Consider the following 16,762-nt stretch of genomic DNA (forward strand, 5'->3'; position numbering starts at 1 on the left):
TTATTGCTATGTTAGGACTGTACCGTAACATCGTCCTGCGACCACAATTTGCGCGCACGCATAATTAAGTCTGATGCTTTTCGTTCTGTAATCGTGCCAGGTAAAATTTCGGCTAATTCGTCATTTGCAAGTCCGGCAAAATCATCGATTGTTTTAACGTCATTTTTTGCTAACGTAATAAAATCAGAAAATTCTAACTCTGGGAAAAACGCAACAAGTTCATCTGATCCATTTAACTCTGCGTACTCTTTTTTAAAGTTAGCTTCTTGATGAATGATATATTGTTGTCCGCGGGTTTGTAATTCCGCAGCAATATCTTCATCAAATCCTTCAATTGCCTTTAATTCCTCTGGATCAATTTCAGCAATTTCTCTAACGCTTTCAAAGCCTTCGCCGACCAATAAATGAGCAATCACAGAATCCACATCTAATGCATCGATAAATGTTTGAGATAACTTTTTGTAACGTTCAGCACGACGCGCTTCTGCATCAGATGCTGTCATTACTTCAATCAGCCACCCAGTTAACATTGATGCCAATTTCACGTTTTGTCCACGTCGACCAATCGCAATACTTAACTGATCATCCGGAACGATCACTTCAATCCGTCGATTACCTTCATCCAAAACTACACGCTCTACCTCAGCAGGAGAAAGTGCGTTTACAATTGTTGTTGCAGGGCTTGGAGACCACGCAATGACATCTATCTTTTCGCCTTGCAATTCATCCACAACGGCTTGCACACGGCTACCACGAACACCCACGCAACTTCCCACTGGATCAATACTGGGGTCAAATGAATAGACCGCGATCTTTGCTCGACTACCAGGATCTCTGGCAACGTTTTTAATTTCGATAACGCCATCATAAATTTCAGGAACTTCTTGAGCAAAAAGTTTAGCCAAGAAAATTGGATGCGTACGAGACAACAATACTTGCATCCCGCGATGATCATTTTTAATGTCTAAGACATACGCACGAATACGATCGCCGGGTCTAAAACTTTCCCTTGGAATCATTTCTTCACGACGCAAAAATGCCTCTACTTTATTCAAATCAATGACAACACCAGTAAAATCAGAGCGCTTAACAACGCCGCTGATCACTTGATGCATTTTGTCTTTGAATTCATCAAACTGTTTTGCACGCTCAGCTTCACGTACTTTATTGTAAATAACTTGCTTTGCTGTTTGGGCAGTAACTCGACCTAAATTGATGGGGGGCAAAATCTCTCTTAGAACTGTTCCAAGTACAGCCTCAGGATTTTTTTTGCGTGCATCGTCTAAAGAAATTTCCGTATACGGATCCATAACCTCTTCAACAACATTATGACACAAATATAATTTGATGTCTGCCGTCTGTCGGCTGATCTTGGCTTCAATTTCGTATTCGATGCCATATTTTGCACGAGCAGCCTTACGAATCGCTTCTTCTACAGCGACGTAAATTTCGTCTGCATTTAATCCTTTTTCTTGCGCAACTGCGTCAATGACTTGAATTAACTCAGGTTTCATTTCTGCTCTTTCCTCTCTCTCATCTTTAGTTCAATCATATAATCCAGGTCTAGCTTGGCCTTTTGAATCTCATCAAAAGGTATTTCAACCACATTTTCCAACATTGGAATTTCAGATTTTATAACCACATGGGTTTCATTAGCGCTCTCCAAGATCCCTTTGAACTTTTTAGATCCTTCAAAAGGTACCAATGTCTGAATATTGATTTTATACCCAACAAATCTAACGTAATCTTTTATCCCTATCAACGGACGATCAATCCCAGCAGAGCTTACCTCTAACGTATATGCTTTATGTATCGGATCTTCAACATCTAAATGTGTTGAAATTGTTCGATTGGCTTTCATGCAATCTTCAACCGTCACAGGAACAAAATCCAATCGTTCAATTAGAATCTCTAATTTTGGTTGAGCATGTTCTATAAACTTTACTTGAACAACGCCAAACCCTAAGCTGCTTAACGGCGCTTCTATTATATTTTGTATTTTTGCATTAATACTCATGCAGTCCTCTTAAAAAATAAAGGTGAGCGCTAACGCTCACCTCCTGCTCACAATAATCAACAGAATCTGTTAATCCTTAACGTGAGTAGAACTCAATCACAAGATGAGGTTCCATCTGGACTGGATAAGGCACATCTTCAAATCGAGGCGTTCTTAAGAACTTACCCTTCATTTGCTTGTGATCTACTTCCATATAGTCCGGAACATCGCGTTCATTTGATTTAACCGCAGCAAGCACAATCGCATTTTCTTTGAGTGCACTAACCAATACAATTTCATCACCATCAGCAACCGCGCAAGATGGAATATCCACGCGCTTACCATTTACCAGTACATGACCGTGGTTTACGAATTGACGAGCAGCAAACGGTGTTGGAGCAAATTTCATACGGTAAATTACCGCATCCAAACGACGCTCTAACAAGTTAATTAAATGCTCACCTGTGTCACCGCGACGACGCACTGCTTCTTCGAAATAACGACGAAAGCGACGCTCGCTGACATTTCCGTAATACCCTTTCAGCTTTTGTTTAGCCATAAGCTGAATAGCATAGTCTGTGGGTTTTTTACGACTCTGGCCATGTTGACCTGGAGCGTAGTCACGTTTGTTAACCGGACTCTTGGCACGTCCCCACAAATTAACGCCTAAACGACGGTCAATTTTATATTTACAATTAATACGTTTTGACATCGATCCTTACCTAATTTTTTTTAAACTTTTTATCCAAAGATATATTTGGATTTTTCAACCCCGAATTTGCACCTTTTAACTTCGTTTGTCAATAGCAATTACTTAAACGCAAGATAATATTTTCTTACGTGCGAATTTACTCAGCTTAAAACAGTTTTAAACACTCTTTATTCTGTTCATAATGTGTGTTAAGGACGTCTGGTAGTTTGAAGGTGGTAGAACAGTCATGCAATCTCAGACTGCCTTACCCAACAATATATTGAGCAATAAACAAATATCCCTTCACACCAAACAAAACATTGATGGGAAACGTAATGCCCAACGACAATAAAAATACAGCAGAGTTATTTGCATTGGGTAATGACTCTCGCATCACGCAAGGGGCTGCAATATATGATGCACTTCCCATTAAAATCATTAACAACGTTGTGCCTCCTGCCGACAGCCCAAACCCAATACCCGCAATCAAACCAAGCATTGCGCCAAATAATTGCAAGGCAATACCCCACCACACAAATTTTAATCCAACGTCTTTAATTTGATCCCAATAATGCCCGGCTTCCATTCCCATGGACAACATAAAGAATGTCAAAACTCCAACGAACAAATCGCCATAAAATGGTTTTAGGCTATCTAAAAATGTAATATTAGCCACTGTTCCAACAACCAAGCCAAACAACAACGCAACAATCGTTTCATGATAGAATACTTTGCGTAAAATCGTCGGCAAGTGAAACCCCGATCGAGTTTGGTGTATTTGATGCAATCCTAATGCAATTAGAATCGCAGGACATTCCATTGCCACTAAAAATAAGTATAACTCTGATTCAAAAAGAATACCCTCGACCTTTAGAAAAGTTACAGCAACCATAAACGTTCCGACACTTACAGAACCATAATGAGCCGCTAGGGAAGCAGATTTTTCAGATCCAAACTTTGAAAAGCATCGCAATCCATAAAATAACAAAGCCCCGTGGACTAAACCTAATAGAACCCCTAATCCAACAGCTTGGGCAGCAAGCATGGCATCCAGGTTCCGCAGTTCTTTTCCACCTTTTAACCCAATGCTGATGACTAAGTATATAGATAAAAACCGTATGACCTCTCTGGGCAAGTGGACATTTTTATTTAACCGGGATAGTAATAACCCCACTGCAAAAAATATTCCTGGCGACGACAACAAGATATCCATAATCTATCTTCCTTTACTTCAACTCAGCTAAGGTTTTCCGACAACGCTTCTATGCTCCATGGTGCTGCAGGTTCAAATGCCAACACCGTATTTAATTCTGCAAAAACCGAACGTACTTCACCTTCCAAACCCCAGGGTAAATTCACAATCACCATACCCGAACCATTAAGGCGCCCATCAACTGGAGCCTTATAAAAATAAAACTCTGTCTTCAGAGCATTGGAGAGATTCATCGCCCTTAACTGATCATAAAACCCTTGTTGCTGATCAAAATTCTTTAATGGATACCATAGCATAAATACGCCTTGCGGAAATTTTAACAACCCTTCTTTAAGTGCCACGACCATGCGATCAAAATCGCTTTTTTCTTCAAACGGAGGATCCATTAAAATCACACCGCGTTTTTGAGCAAACGGTAAAAATGCCTTAGGCGCCAGATAACCATCTTGCAAATGAACTGAAATTTGTTTCTGATGTTTAAGAGTATCCTTTAAATCTTTACCATCCTGAGGATGCAATTCAGCGCACGTTAAATGATCCGACTCTCCTAAAAATCTATCTATAACCAAAGGCGATCCCGGATAATATTTTAAAATACCATCCGAATTAAAGGCTTGGATTGTTTTTAGATATGCTTGAAGAATAGGATGATGTGGAGAGGTTTTCCATACTTGCTTAATCCCCTGCTCATATTCACTGGTCTTTGCAGATTCTATGCTTTCCAAATAATATAAACCAGTTCCCGCATGCGTGTCTAAAACACCGAATGGCTTTTGCTTTTCTTGGAATGATTTTAACACCCCAACCAGCAGTGCATGTTTTACAACATCACAGGCTCCTCCGGCATGATAACTATGGCGATAATTCATAAATGTATACCTTATTTTCAAAGCTACACATGACTAAAAAACATCAGAGAGTCAACAAAAAAATTTAAAGATGAAAAATAGACTTGGGGTTGGAGTTATATATTTAGGATTTAATCAGATAAAATTAGTCTTCTTGCGCGCGAAATATTCCACACAAGAAGACACTAACAAAGATTAGATTATAAGCCTTTCAGGTTAAACGGCAATCCTTTAAACCCTGAAACTTTCACAATAAGCCTAGTGACAAAGTTACCGGCAACTACAAAGATGATCCAATTAAACATTGTTTCTGGAGACATGATTTCAACATTCCATGTTAACGCCAACGACAATATTAATCCCCAAATGATCGCAATTTCACCATAGAAATCGTTTTTTAGAGTTGCAATATCTTTCTGCCCACGAACAATGTCACGCATGATTCCACCCCCGGTTGTCGTCAAAACGGCAAGAATTGGGCCCCACAACCATAAGGGATCCAACTGAGAAATTAACGCAACGATCACACCCGTTACCGTATATGCAGCCAAACCAAATGCATCCAATAATTCAACAATCCAATCTGTGATTTTTGCCGCATGCTTTTGGTGCCATTTCTTTTCTGCCACGGTTTCATTTACCACTGTGCGTTTAAACAACAGCTGATACGTCCACACTAAAACAAACCCGATAACCACTGATACCAAAATACCAATCGCGTAAATAGGGCTTAACATGATACCTAACTTGGGGCGGTTCACCATGATGTCACGAATAATACCACCACTCATAGATACAAAGGCGATCATCATCGTCCCGTATAAATTAAATTTTTCACGGTATGCAATCAATAGCCCGGAAATCACCAACGCCATAATCGCAAAGGCCTCTAAGAAGAAGAACCATGGACGTTCAATCGTTTGAAGAATTAAGACCGGAAATAAATACTCACTAACAACCCTAGAGTACGTACCATCAGATTTAATTGATTGAATGGCACCATTGATTTCTTTCATCACAGACTCAGGAACTGATTTTTTGCTGAACATTAAATGAATTGGCACACCAATACCTAAATAAACTTCTTCAATTTTATCTGAGTTTTTAGTTTTCCAAATTGCAGTGGACGAAAGAATACGGTCATCTAGAAACCCATCAACCCCGCCTCTTAATAACAGGTCAATACTTTCATAAACGTTTTTTGTGAATACAAGATATTGTTTGTTTCCTGGATCTGCAACAAACTTGTTAATTTCTGGTGATGCATATACCATACCTTCTAACAACGCTATTTTGGACTTGCTCTTTTTTAATGATTCAATAAAGCCTTCCATATCCCCAGATCTAAATGAAAATTTTGAACCAAAGCCTTTCCGAGTATAGAATGAGTTTTCCTCTTTACGATACGGTTCTGAGAAGTAGACAAATTTCGAACGCTCTTCTGTAAACGTGGCTGCCGCGGCAAAATGCTGCTTACCTTCTTTTAAGTTTTGAATCTGAGTCCCCCACTGAATAAAGTCATAATCAGCGCTGTATCCTGCGGCCTTAGCAATCGCCCTTACAAGCTCTGCATCCAATCCAGTTAAACGTTCTAAACCACCTTCAGATTTAATTAAACTATAGTAAGGATCAAAGTTTACCCATCCAATTCTTAGTTTTTTATCTACTATGGGTAAGATGTTGTTGTGTTGAACATCATCTTGAGGACTAACCTCAGCAACCTTAACTTCTGCCGGGGCAGCCGGTTTGTTGGCTGCAACATCATCCGATATGCTCCACCCAATAGTCATTAACATGCAAAGGCATGTGATAAGCTTTGGATACATCCTTAATTTATAGTTCATAATACGACCACCATTTTATATCGTTATCTTATACTTTAAAGAAAAAGAATTAATTTATCGTTAATGTGATAAAAAATTAATCTAACCCTCGAAGATTAAATGGCAGTCCTTTAAAATCTAATATCTTAATAAGTATTCGAGTAATAAAGCTTCCTATAACCACAAGAATGATCCATTTGAACATTGCTTCGGGCGACATTAAATCAACATTCCACGTAAATACTAAGGATAAAACCAATCCCCAAATAATAGCAATCTCACCATAAAAATCGCTTTTGAGCGTCACTATATCCTTCTGACCACGAACAATATCTCGCATGATTCCACCTCCTGTGGTCGTCACAACCGCCATAATCGGTCCCCACAACCACAAAGGCTCCAATTGCGCAATCAAGGCAATTACGACACCTGTGACCGTATACGCCGCTAACCCTACTGCATCTAAAACCTCAATCAGCCAATCCATAATTTTTACCCTGTGCTGTTGATACCATTTCTTCTTTTCCAAAGTCTGGCTGATCACACGCTGCTTAAACAACAATTGATACACCCACACTAAAATGAATCCAATCAATACAGAAACAAGAATACCAATTGCATAAATTGGACTTAGCATGATTCCAAGTTTGGGGCGATTAACCATGATATCACGCATGATACCCCCACTCATTGATATAAACGCGATCATCATTGTTCCAAACAAGTTAAATTTTTCACGATACGCGATCAACAGTCCAGAAAGCACCAAGGCCATAATCGCAACCGCTTCTAAGAAAAAGAACCATGGACGTTCAACCGTTTGAAGAATCAACACCGGAAACATATAGTCCCTGACAATTCTAGAATAAGTTCCATCAGATTGGATTGTTTTCAGCGCCGTGTTAAATTCTGTAACAACTGATTGTGGAACCGACGCTTTACTGAACATATAATGAATGGGCGTACTGATGCCTAAATAGACTTCTGCTATTTTGTCCGTGTTCTTCGTTCTCCAAATTGCTGCAGAAGTAATAACTCGATCATCTAAAATGCCATCAACTTCACCTTTGAGTAATAAATCAATGCTTTCATAGGTTGTCGCAGTTGGAATTAAATATGATTTATTTGCAGGATCATTAATAAAATCATTAATTTCATTTGAGGCATAAACCATTCCGTCCGTAATGGCAATTCGTGCCTTGTTGGCTTTTAATGATGCAACAAAGCCTTTCATATCTCTACTATTAAATATAAATTTTCCGCTATCCTCTTTCTTAACAAAAAAAGAGTTCTCTTCACGACGATACGGATCAGAGAAATAAACAAACTTGGCACGTTCCTCCGTAAATGTTGCAGAGGCCGCAAAGTGCTGCTTTCCAGTTTTTAGATTTTCAATCTGCTCACTCCATTCAATGGGTTTAAGGCTAATTTTGTAACCGAACTGATGCGTAATAGCTCTAGCCAGTTCCGCATCTAAACCACTATAAGATTCAAGACCTCCCTCTCCTTTAACAAGGGTATAATAAGGTTCTGAATCAAACCATCCAGTTGTTAAAATATCGTCGGGAATAGAAGGGATACCAATTTTCTGTTTAAGATTTTTTGAATTCACAGAGTATGTTTTGCTGTTACTAGAACCGAATGCCGCACCTAGATTTATTCCAAGAATGACTATCCACATAAGCAATTTATTTAGCCTAACAACACTAAATTTCATGACAAATCCTATGATATTTAACGTTTAGTATATCAAGGATATCTTAATAAAGAATTAAAGGCTCAATGGAATGATAGGGGCAACCTGGCAGCATGATGCTGCACTCATTGGTTAGATCCGATGTGCTGTGACACGGATTTCAAATAATGAAAACCGCAGATGAAATATGAGAATTTTGAACCAGCAGCGTGCCGCTGCATCCATTAGTTAGATTGAGTGTGTGATGGGAGATGTGGCAACGTGACGTTGCACCAGCGTGACGCTGGACTCATTAAGTTAGATCTTGTGTGATTTGAGATATGTGTAATAAATGAAGGACTGTTAAAAACAGTTTGAGATGAGAGAGATTTTTGACCCAGCAGCGTGCCGCTGCATCCATTAGTTAGATTGAGTGTGTGATGGGAGATGTGGAAGAATGAAGAAGATGAGGGGGAATTTGAACCCACCTTCGGCGCAGGATCATTGGGGGTGAAAAATGATTTTGAGATGTTTTGTTGAAAAGTAGTGTTTTAGTTCCTTTGTTAAGTTAATAGAATCCGTGTCAGACCAGATCGGATCCAACTTATTGGATGCAACGTCACGTTGCCAGCGTCACGCTGTCGTTGTTTAGTTAAAACCGAGAGAATCCCCAGTAACCCGCACGTGCAAAAAGAACCCCATTTCTTACACGAATGGGGAAAGGCGGACTTTATTGATAGGCACAAAGTCGGTGTTTTACGAGCCCGTCGGCTCTAGGGGTTGTTTACAGGGCTGTGTCTACTGATCGGGTAGTTGAGCGCCTGTACTGGGGATTCGATTCGGCATTTCGTCTTTGAGTAGTTCAACCAAATCTCGTCAAGGATCTGTTACCAGATCATTTGGCTGAAATACTTTTGGGACGTAGAACGAAAAAAGACCACCCACCTGTTGAGTGGATAGCCTTTTTGCAATTCTAGTTATTAGTATACATAAGAAATTTGAATTGTCAAGAGCAAACTGAGTTTGCATCCATTAGGTCAGATCCGATGTGTTTGGACACGGATTGTAATTTTTTCCAAATCGTATGTATAGCTAAGTTCACATAAAACAATTATGCAGCGCCCTTTGCTCCAGACTTTCTTCTAATGGATACAATGGTACGTTGCCAGGAGCAAACCTGCGCCGCACATAGTGTGAAAAAATCGTATGGATCCAACGTGACGACTTTGGCTTATAGCGTTGTTGCTTATAATCCGTGTCTGCTCGAACCGGATCCATCTATAGGATGCAACCTCAGGTTGCCAGGGATCGTCCCTGATGCAATGGTACGTTGCAAAAAAAATTTTACTTTGTCAATCTTTTGTTAATATTTGTGCCGTATAGTAAGTTTAGAGCGTTCATACATTGTTATTTTTTGCCCACCGTTTCGTGAAGAAAAGACGGATTGCTTCGTCTATTTAGTCTCGATTTAGGAGGTGGGTTTTGTCCCCCCACCCGAAGGTCACAGAGGGTGTCTAGGGCGGGGGGTGGTAAAAAAATCTAGTTAACTGAATCTTAACCTTTATTAATTCGCAACCTGCGGTTGCATCCGCCAGCGTGACTCTGGCCCCATTAGGTTAGATCTTGTGTGATTAGATATGGATTTCAAATAACGAAAACTGCGAGTGATATATGGTGTTGCATCCATTAGCGTAACGCTGGATCCAATGTGGGTACTCGAATAAATTCCTGAATTGCCGCAACGTTGTTTTTCACAGTCCGTGTCTGTGCAAATTAGATCTAAACTAACGGATGCAACCTCAGGTTGCCGGCTCAAGGGCGCTTCACGAGCCAGAGCGGCAGTTGCCGCTATCAAATCGCGTTGCGATTTGCTTGAGCCGCATAAAGACAGAGGTCAGCATAAATGAGAGAGTTGCAACAGAGAGATATGTTGGGCGAGATCCGTGAGGTAGTGTGTTGTTGCTTATAATCCGTGTTTGTACGAATCGGATTTATCTATAGAGTCCAGGGATCATCCCTGGTACAGCCTCAAGCTGTCACGCTGCCACCCAACGGAAATTCAGAGCTTCCAAAGGGTGGTAAGTAGACCTTTCATCAAGACTATAGATTATCCAGCGATTGTATCAAACACATCATCCCACGTTCCTTGAGTTGTGCCTTTTGAATATTCGGTCACTCTGTTTTCAAAGAAATTCGTGTGCTCCACGCCATTTAACATTTCATCCATCCAAGGCAATGGGTTTTTATCCGCGCTATAAATTGGATCATACCCAAGCTGGTTTAAGCGACGATCTGCAATGTATCGAATGTATTCTTTTACTTCCGATGCTTTTAATCCCTCGATATCGCCAGCTTCGTACGCCAAATCAATGAATGCGTCTTCTAGCTCAACCGATATACGACATTCTTTTGTAATCTGCTCTTTCAATTCAGGGGTATCAATTTCTGGATTTTCTTGCAAGAATGTTCTGAATAACTGAATGATTGATAACGTATGCAACGATTCATCGCGTGCTGACCATGCAACAATTTGCCCCATCCCCTTCATCTTATTAAATCGTGGAAAGTTTAATAAAATAGCAAAACTTGCAAACAGTTGTAGTCCTTCGGTAAAGGCTCCAAATACTGCCAATGTTTTTGCAATATCAACTTTGGAATCCACGTTAAATTCTTGCAAGTGATCGAACTTGTCTTTCATTTCTTTGTATTTTAAGAAGGCCTGATATTCTGTTTCAGGAATACCTATTGTATCTAGTAAATATGAATACGCCGCGATATGAATCGTTTCCATATTCGAAAACGCGGCCAACATCATTTTTACTTCGGTTGGTTTAAAAATACGACCATAGTTTTCCATGTAACAATTTTGAACTTCCACATCACTTTGCGTAAAGAAACGGAAAATCTGCGTTAATAAGTTGCGTTCTTTATCACTTAGCTTTTGACGCCAATCACGAATATCTTCATGCAAGGAGACTTCTTCTGGAATCCAATGAATGCGCTGTTGAGTTGACCAGGCTTCATACGCCCAGGGATATTTAAAGGGTTTGTAAATTCGTTGTGCATCTAATAGAGACATGTTGTTTCCTTGCTGTTATTGCTAATTTTTAATTTCTGTTACTGCTTAATTCCAATATAAATATCTAGCGCTGTATTTGCTGGGTCTAGCGCACGCCCATCATACACTTCGAAATCTGCTTTAAATGCACGTTCTGATCCAAAATCTTCAGGCGTCATTTTCCAAATGTCCATCCACGCGTTAATACATACCGATGGCATTACACCTGCATCCGTTGTAAACTTTGCATAGGATTGAGCAGGTATAGTAAGTGTGCTTAAACCTTCTGGAACGTCGCTGTCCGCATCAACCTGTGCACCAATAAAGTAGGTGAACTTTCCAGTGTGATCACTTTCATAATCTGTATAAACACACAGAGTTGTACCTGGATTTTTTTGGTTCGCAATCTGATTATATATCCCTTCTGAAATATATTTTTGTACAGTTACACCAATCTGTGCTGTCTCTGGATTAAATTCTGCAGCATTGCTGGTGCGAGTAGAAATTCCAACAAGTTTCATTTCAGGCTGCGTAACGATTTCTTTTTTCAAAGTTTGATTTCCCTCTATGTCCAGTTCTATTGACATGCTAAACACTCTTCACCATTCGTATCAACGGCTGGTTTTGCATCCCATGTGTACGTCGTTTGATTTGATTCTGCTCGCTGAATTGATTTTGAACGCTTATAGTACAAACTTTTCACGCCTTTTTTCCATGCCAGGAAATGAATTTCATGCAATGTCTTTTTATGAACATCAGACGGTAAAAATAAATTCAATGACTGTGATTGACATATATAAGGTGTACGATCAGCCGCCAAATCAATCAACCATCGTTGATCAATTTCATAGGCTGTTTTGAAAATTGCTTTTTCATCATCCGTCAAGAAATCCAAATGTTGAACAGATCCACCACCTACTGAAATGGATGACCACGTTTCATCTGTATCTTGATCGTACTTTTGTAATAAGGCTTTTAGATACTTATTCTTAATTGTCACAGAACCCGTTAATGTTTTATGCACAAAGCTGTTCGCGGCAATCGGTTCAATTCCAGGCGACGTATTGTTTGCAATCGTTGAAATTGATGCCGTTGGTGCAATCGCCATTTTGTTAGAGAATCGTTCTTGAATTCCAAAATCTGCAGCATCAGGACAGGCTCCTTTTTCTGCCGCAAGTGTCTTGGATGCAGCATCTGCCTGTTCACGAATTTGTTGGAAAATCTTTTTATTCCAAACCTTAGACATCACCGATTCAATTGGAATATTTTGCGCTTGCAAAAAGGTATGGAACCCCATCACTCCCAATCCAACACTGCGTTCTCTCATTGCTGAATATTTTGCTTTGCTCATATAGTCTGGTGCATTATTAATGAAATCCGTTAAAACGTTATCCAAGAAACGCATGATATCTTCAACAAAGGTTGGATGATCTTTCCATTCGAAATATTTTTCTAGGTTTAATGATGACAAACAACACACTGCCGTTCGATCGTTGCCCAAATGATCAAGGCCAGTTGGCAGTGTAATTTCAGCACATAGATTAGACATTTTAACGCTAAGCCCGGCTTTTTTATGATGCTCTGGTACGTATTTATTAACGGTATCAATAAACAAAATATAAGGTTCACCAGTTTCAATACGCGTTGTTAATAAACGTATCCAAAGGGCTCTGGCATCGACTTCTTGCACCACATGCCCATCTTTAGGACTGCGCAAATTAAACTTAGCGCCGGCTTCAACAGCACGCATAAATTCATCTGTCACCACAACACCGTGATGTAGGTTTAACGCCTTACGGTTAAAGTCACCGCCAGTTGGGCGACGCAATTCAATAAACTCTTCAATTTCCGGATGGTGAATCGGCAAATAAACCGCAGCAGATCCACGACGCAATGATCCTTGGCTAATCGCAAATGTTAAGGAATCCATCACACGAATAAACGGAATAATTCCCGATGTTTTACCATTGATTCCAACTTTTTCACCCACAGAGCGAACATTTCCCCAGTAAGATCCAATACCGCCACCGTTGGATGCTAACCAAATGTTTTCAAACCACAGAGAAGAGATTCCGTCTAAACTGTCACCGGATTCATTTAAGAAACATGATATTGGTAATCCACGAGTGGTACCGCCATTTGATAATATGGGAGTTGCCGGCATAAACCAAAGGTTGCTAATATAATCATATAGCCGTTGTGCGTGAGCTTGATCATCTGCATAGTGCGCAGCAACACGCGCAAACAAATCCTGAGGCCGTTCATTCGGCAATAAATACCGATCTTCTAATGTTGCAACGGAATAATCCGTTAAGTTTTGATCACGATTATAATCAATATTAATATCAGTTGACGATACAACACCTTGAAGGTTTTCAGCCAAGTTCATCCTCTATTCCTTTTTAGTTTACTATGGGGTGATTAATACGAATATAGTTAGGTTACCATGTATTCAAAATACGTCAATTGATTACACGACATATCGACTCAATCTTGACTTGCAAAAATAACAAGACACAGACAAATGAACCACTTTATATTCATAAATAAATTACACTTCGAATAATTAAATATTACGTTAGTGTTTTGTTAATTATTTTAAAAAACTAAGATCCTGCATAACTTCTCCCTAATGAAAGTTAGGCAATCTTATTAGTGAGTAATAACAACTATTATTATTTTTTATCGGACAACATTGCCATAAAGTTGGCTTCTGTAGTAACTTTGCCATCAACGGTTGCCTTTGCTTCAAACTTTGCAATGGCACCACGTTTTTGTACTAACGATACATGTAACATAAGTTGGTCACCTGGCGCAACAACTTGACGAAACTTTACTTGATCAATGCTCATAAAAAACATCAATTTATCAGCCATAGATTGACCCTGAAGTTCCAATTGATGCCCCATAAACACGCCGGCTGCTTGGGCTAATGCTTCCACAATCAATACGCCTGGCATCACAGGAGCACCCGGAAAGTGTCCCTGAAAAAATGGTTCATTGATCGTCACATTTTTCAATGCAACGATCTCTGTTTCTGAAATCGATACCACACGATCCACCAATAAAAATGGGAATCGGTGCGGGATAAAACTTTGAATCTTTACAACATCCATTGGAAAGCTCATTACATCGCCCCTCCCAATGTAAAGAAGAAAGTTTCTTCCTGATCATATTCTTCTTTTATCAATGGTTTAGCAAGACCGACAATCAATCGACCCATCATTGGGATATCAACTTGAAGTCCAAAACCAATGCTGACGCGTGTTTTCATGTCCCCGTTGCCTACAATAGACGGCTCATTCTCACGTGCTGGAGCCTTTGGAGTTCCAAGACCCCATACGCTTCCAACATCCACGAATGTTAATGCACGAACCCCCACATCCGCAGCGAAGGGGAATGAGAATTCTGTAGTAACTTTGTACATATTCAAACCACCTGTACCGTTACTGTTAAATGGATTTTTAGCGCCTGCCGTCTTAGATTCGGGTGCTTTTTCTCTTGGTCCCAGTCCTGCAACTTGGAATCCACGGAAAGACAAATACCCTAAACGATATCGTTCAAAAAAGTTGATGTAATGATTGTTGGTTTCCCACATTTTTCCAAATGCACCTTTGACGGCCAACACCATTCCGCTGCGACCAAACGGAACATAATAATCGCCCGACAGATCTAACTTAACGTAATCTACATTTCCACCGATTCCAGAATATTCCAAAGATCCAGATGCCTTAAATCCATCCGTAGGCGTAAAGCGGTCATCCCTGGTATCATAAATCATATTGAGCGAAGCTGCTGATTTGTAACGATCTTCTTTTCTGTCACCATACTGAAGATTACGCATACTGCGTTGAGATTCCTCAAAGAAATTTGTATCATATCGTTTAAATGTATAGTCGACAGCCGTTCTAAAGTTTTCTGTCCAATTGAACGTCAGTGTGGGAGACCCCATATATGAAAACTCACGATATGCAGAATATTCTTTATCCTCATCATGCTTGATGTTTCCAGCGATCGAAAAATCTAAATCACGAACAATTGAGGGCTTTAAGATGCTGAGGTTTAAACTTTGAGTATTCGCACCAAAGACCGTCTGCAATTGCCCAGCTATACCCGTACCTTTTATGTTACGATGACCAACGCTAGCATTTCCCGCGATCCCTTGCTTATGCCCGTAGGATACTCCGCCCATAATGCTGAAGAAAGAACGTTCAGACACGCGCAAAACCAAAATGATTTTATCCGGTGCTGACCCTTGACGTTTATCTGTTGCGATGTATGGTTCAAACAATCCAAGATTTCTTAAATTCTTGATAGACCTGCGCACTAATACCGGGTTAAAAGGATCGCCTTCTGAGATCATTAACTGATCACGAATTAGATGCTCACGCGTTAAGCGATTGCCTTCAATCACAATTTTTTCAACAAATATTTTTTGCGCCTTTAAGACATTATACGTCACATCAATGGTGTGAGTCTTATCATCTTTTTTAAATTCGGGTGTAATCTGAACAAATGGGTAGCCTTGAGCTGCATAATAATCATTCAGTTTATCAATGGATTCTTCGATGCTTTCTTGGTTAAACACACTGCCACTAACGTAGGGTATTTCCTGCATAATTGTTGAGACATCCAACGATGGGAATGGGTTATTCAGTGCAATCTTACCCACCGAATATTGAACCCCCTCTGTTAATTGATACGTTAAGAAAAAGCCTTCATAATTAGGCAACAACTCAACAGTTGAACGATCAACTTTAAAATCATAAAAACCATTTTTTAAATAAAGTCTGCGCATCTTTTCTTCGTCAACGCGTATTCTGTTAGGATCATAAACGTTGTTTGTTTGGAAAAATGAAAACGTACCACTTTCTTCTGAATCAATCACAGACTTTAAATCCACAGAGTCAAAGTATGCATTACCCACCATATTAATCTTGGAGATATTCGTTGGAGCTCCTTCTTCAATTTTGAAGATTAAATCCAAACGATTTTCGGGTCGTTCAATAATTTGAGGCGTTACACGGGCATTAAAATATCCCTTGGAACGATAGATCTGTAATAAGATATCCACAGCTTTTAATACATCAGCCTTTTTAAATACCTGACGACTTTCAAGGTGCAATTCTTTCTTGACCATGTCTTCTGGTACTGCCGACATACCTTCGAAAGCTATTTCGTTTAAAATGGGGTTTTCTGAAACTTGAATGAAAAGCTTTTGACCTTCGAATGAGAATGAAATGCTGCTAAACAATCCTGTTGCAAACAAGTTTTTCAAGTCATCATTGATTAGCTGGGAGTCATAGGAATCGCCAATCTTTGATCGCAAGTATGATTGAATTACGGAAGGATCAACACGTCCGCTACCTTTTACTTGAATATCTTTGATGGACTCTGCAGCAACCGCAGACGCGAACACACTGACTAACAGTGCCGCTATCATTTTTTTATTCATCTT

12 protein-coding genes are annotated in these 16,762 nt (G+C 39.7%); all 12 read right to left on the minus strand.

Annotated elements, in window-relative coordinates:
- Window positions 1-11: 11 nt before the first annotated feature.
- Window positions 12-1,514, minus strand: a complete 1,503-nt coding sequence (nusA, locus tag CPBP_RS03450) for a transcription termination factor NusA (RefSeq protein WP_350331474.1) — start codon at window positions 1,512-1,514, stop codon at window positions 12-14.
- Complete coding sequence (rimP, locus tag CPBP_RS03455) at window positions 1,511-2,017, minus strand: ribosome maturation factor RimP (RefSeq protein ID WP_350331475.1); 507 nt, start codon at window positions 2,015-2,017, stop codon at window positions 1,511-1,513. Before rimP ends, nusA begins: the two co-directional genes overlap by 4 nt.
- A gap of 76 nt (window positions 2,018-2,093) precedes the next feature.
- Window positions 2,094-2,708 (minus strand): 30S ribosomal protein S4, encoded by a 615-nt coding sequence (gene rpsD, locus CPBP_RS03460; protein WP_350331476.1) that lies wholly within the window; start codon window positions 2,706-2,708, stop codon window positions 2,094-2,096.
- Between the two features lie 244 nt (window positions 2,709-2,952).
- On the minus strand, window positions 2,953-3,900 hold the full coding sequence (locus CPBP_RS03465) for a sodium-dependent bicarbonate transport family permease (protein ID WP_350331477.1): 948 nt from the start codon (window positions 3,898-3,900) through the stop codon (window positions 2,953-2,955).
- Between the two features lie 23 nt (window positions 3,901-3,923).
- Entirely contained in the window at window positions 3,924-4,769 is an 846-nt protein-coding gene (locus tag CPBP_RS03470) for a 23S rRNA (adenine(2030)-N(6))-methyltransferase RlmJ (RefSeq protein ID WP_350331478.1), read from the minus strand.
- A gap of 179 nt (window positions 4,770-4,948) precedes the next feature.
- Entirely contained in the window at window positions 4,949-6,592 is a 1,644-nt protein-coding gene (locus CPBP_RS03475) for a TRIC cation channel family protein (RefSeq protein ID WP_350331479.1), read from the minus strand.
- A 76-nt stretch (window positions 6,593-6,668) separates the two neighbouring features.
- The gene (locus CPBP_RS03480; protein WP_350331480.1) at window positions 6,669-8,288 is read right to left on the minus strand and encodes a transporter substrate-binding domain-containing protein; all 1,620 of its coding nucleotides are present in this window, start codon (window positions 8,286-8,288) and stop codon (window positions 6,669-6,671) included.
- 2,065 nt (window positions 8,289-10,353) lie between these two features.
- Window positions 10,354-11,325 (minus strand): ribonucleotide-diphosphate reductase subunit beta, encoded by a 972-nt coding sequence (locus tag CPBP_RS03485; RefSeq protein WP_350331481.1) that lies wholly within the window; start codon window positions 11,323-11,325, stop codon window positions 10,354-10,356.
- A gap of 38 nt (window positions 11,326-11,363) precedes the next feature.
- On the minus strand, window positions 11,364-11,891 hold the full coding sequence (locus tag CPBP_RS03490; RefSeq protein ID WP_350331482.1) for a GyrI-like domain-containing protein: 528 nt from the start codon (window positions 11,889-11,891) through the stop codon (window positions 11,364-11,366).
- Complete coding sequence (locus CPBP_RS03495) at window positions 11,882-13,693, minus strand: ribonucleoside-diphosphate reductase subunit alpha (protein WP_350331483.1); 1,812 nt, start codon at window positions 13,691-13,693, stop codon at window positions 11,882-11,884. Before CPBP_RS03495 ends, CPBP_RS03490 begins: the two co-directional genes overlap by 10 nt.
- A 286-nt stretch (window positions 13,694-13,979) precedes the next feature.
- On the minus strand, window positions 13,980-14,432 hold the full coding sequence (fabZ, locus tag CPBP_RS03500) for a 3-hydroxyacyl-ACP dehydratase FabZ (RefSeq protein WP_350331484.1): 453 nt from the start codon (window positions 14,430-14,432) through the stop codon (window positions 13,980-13,982).
- Complete coding sequence (bamA, locus tag CPBP_RS03505; RefSeq protein ID WP_350331485.1) at window positions 14,432-16,759, minus strand: outer membrane protein assembly factor BamA; 2,328 nt, start codon at window positions 16,757-16,759, stop codon at window positions 14,432-14,434. The genes fabZ and bamA overlap by 1 nt, the downstream gene beginning before the upstream one ends.
- Window positions 16,760-16,762 lie beyond the last annotated feature (3 nt).

This window comes from Candidatus Bodocaedibacter vickermanii (genome assembly GCF_014896945.1).
GTDB classification, from domain to species: Bacteria; Pseudomonadota; Alphaproteobacteria; order UBA6184; family UBA6184; genus Bodonicaedibacter; species Bodonicaedibacter vickermanii.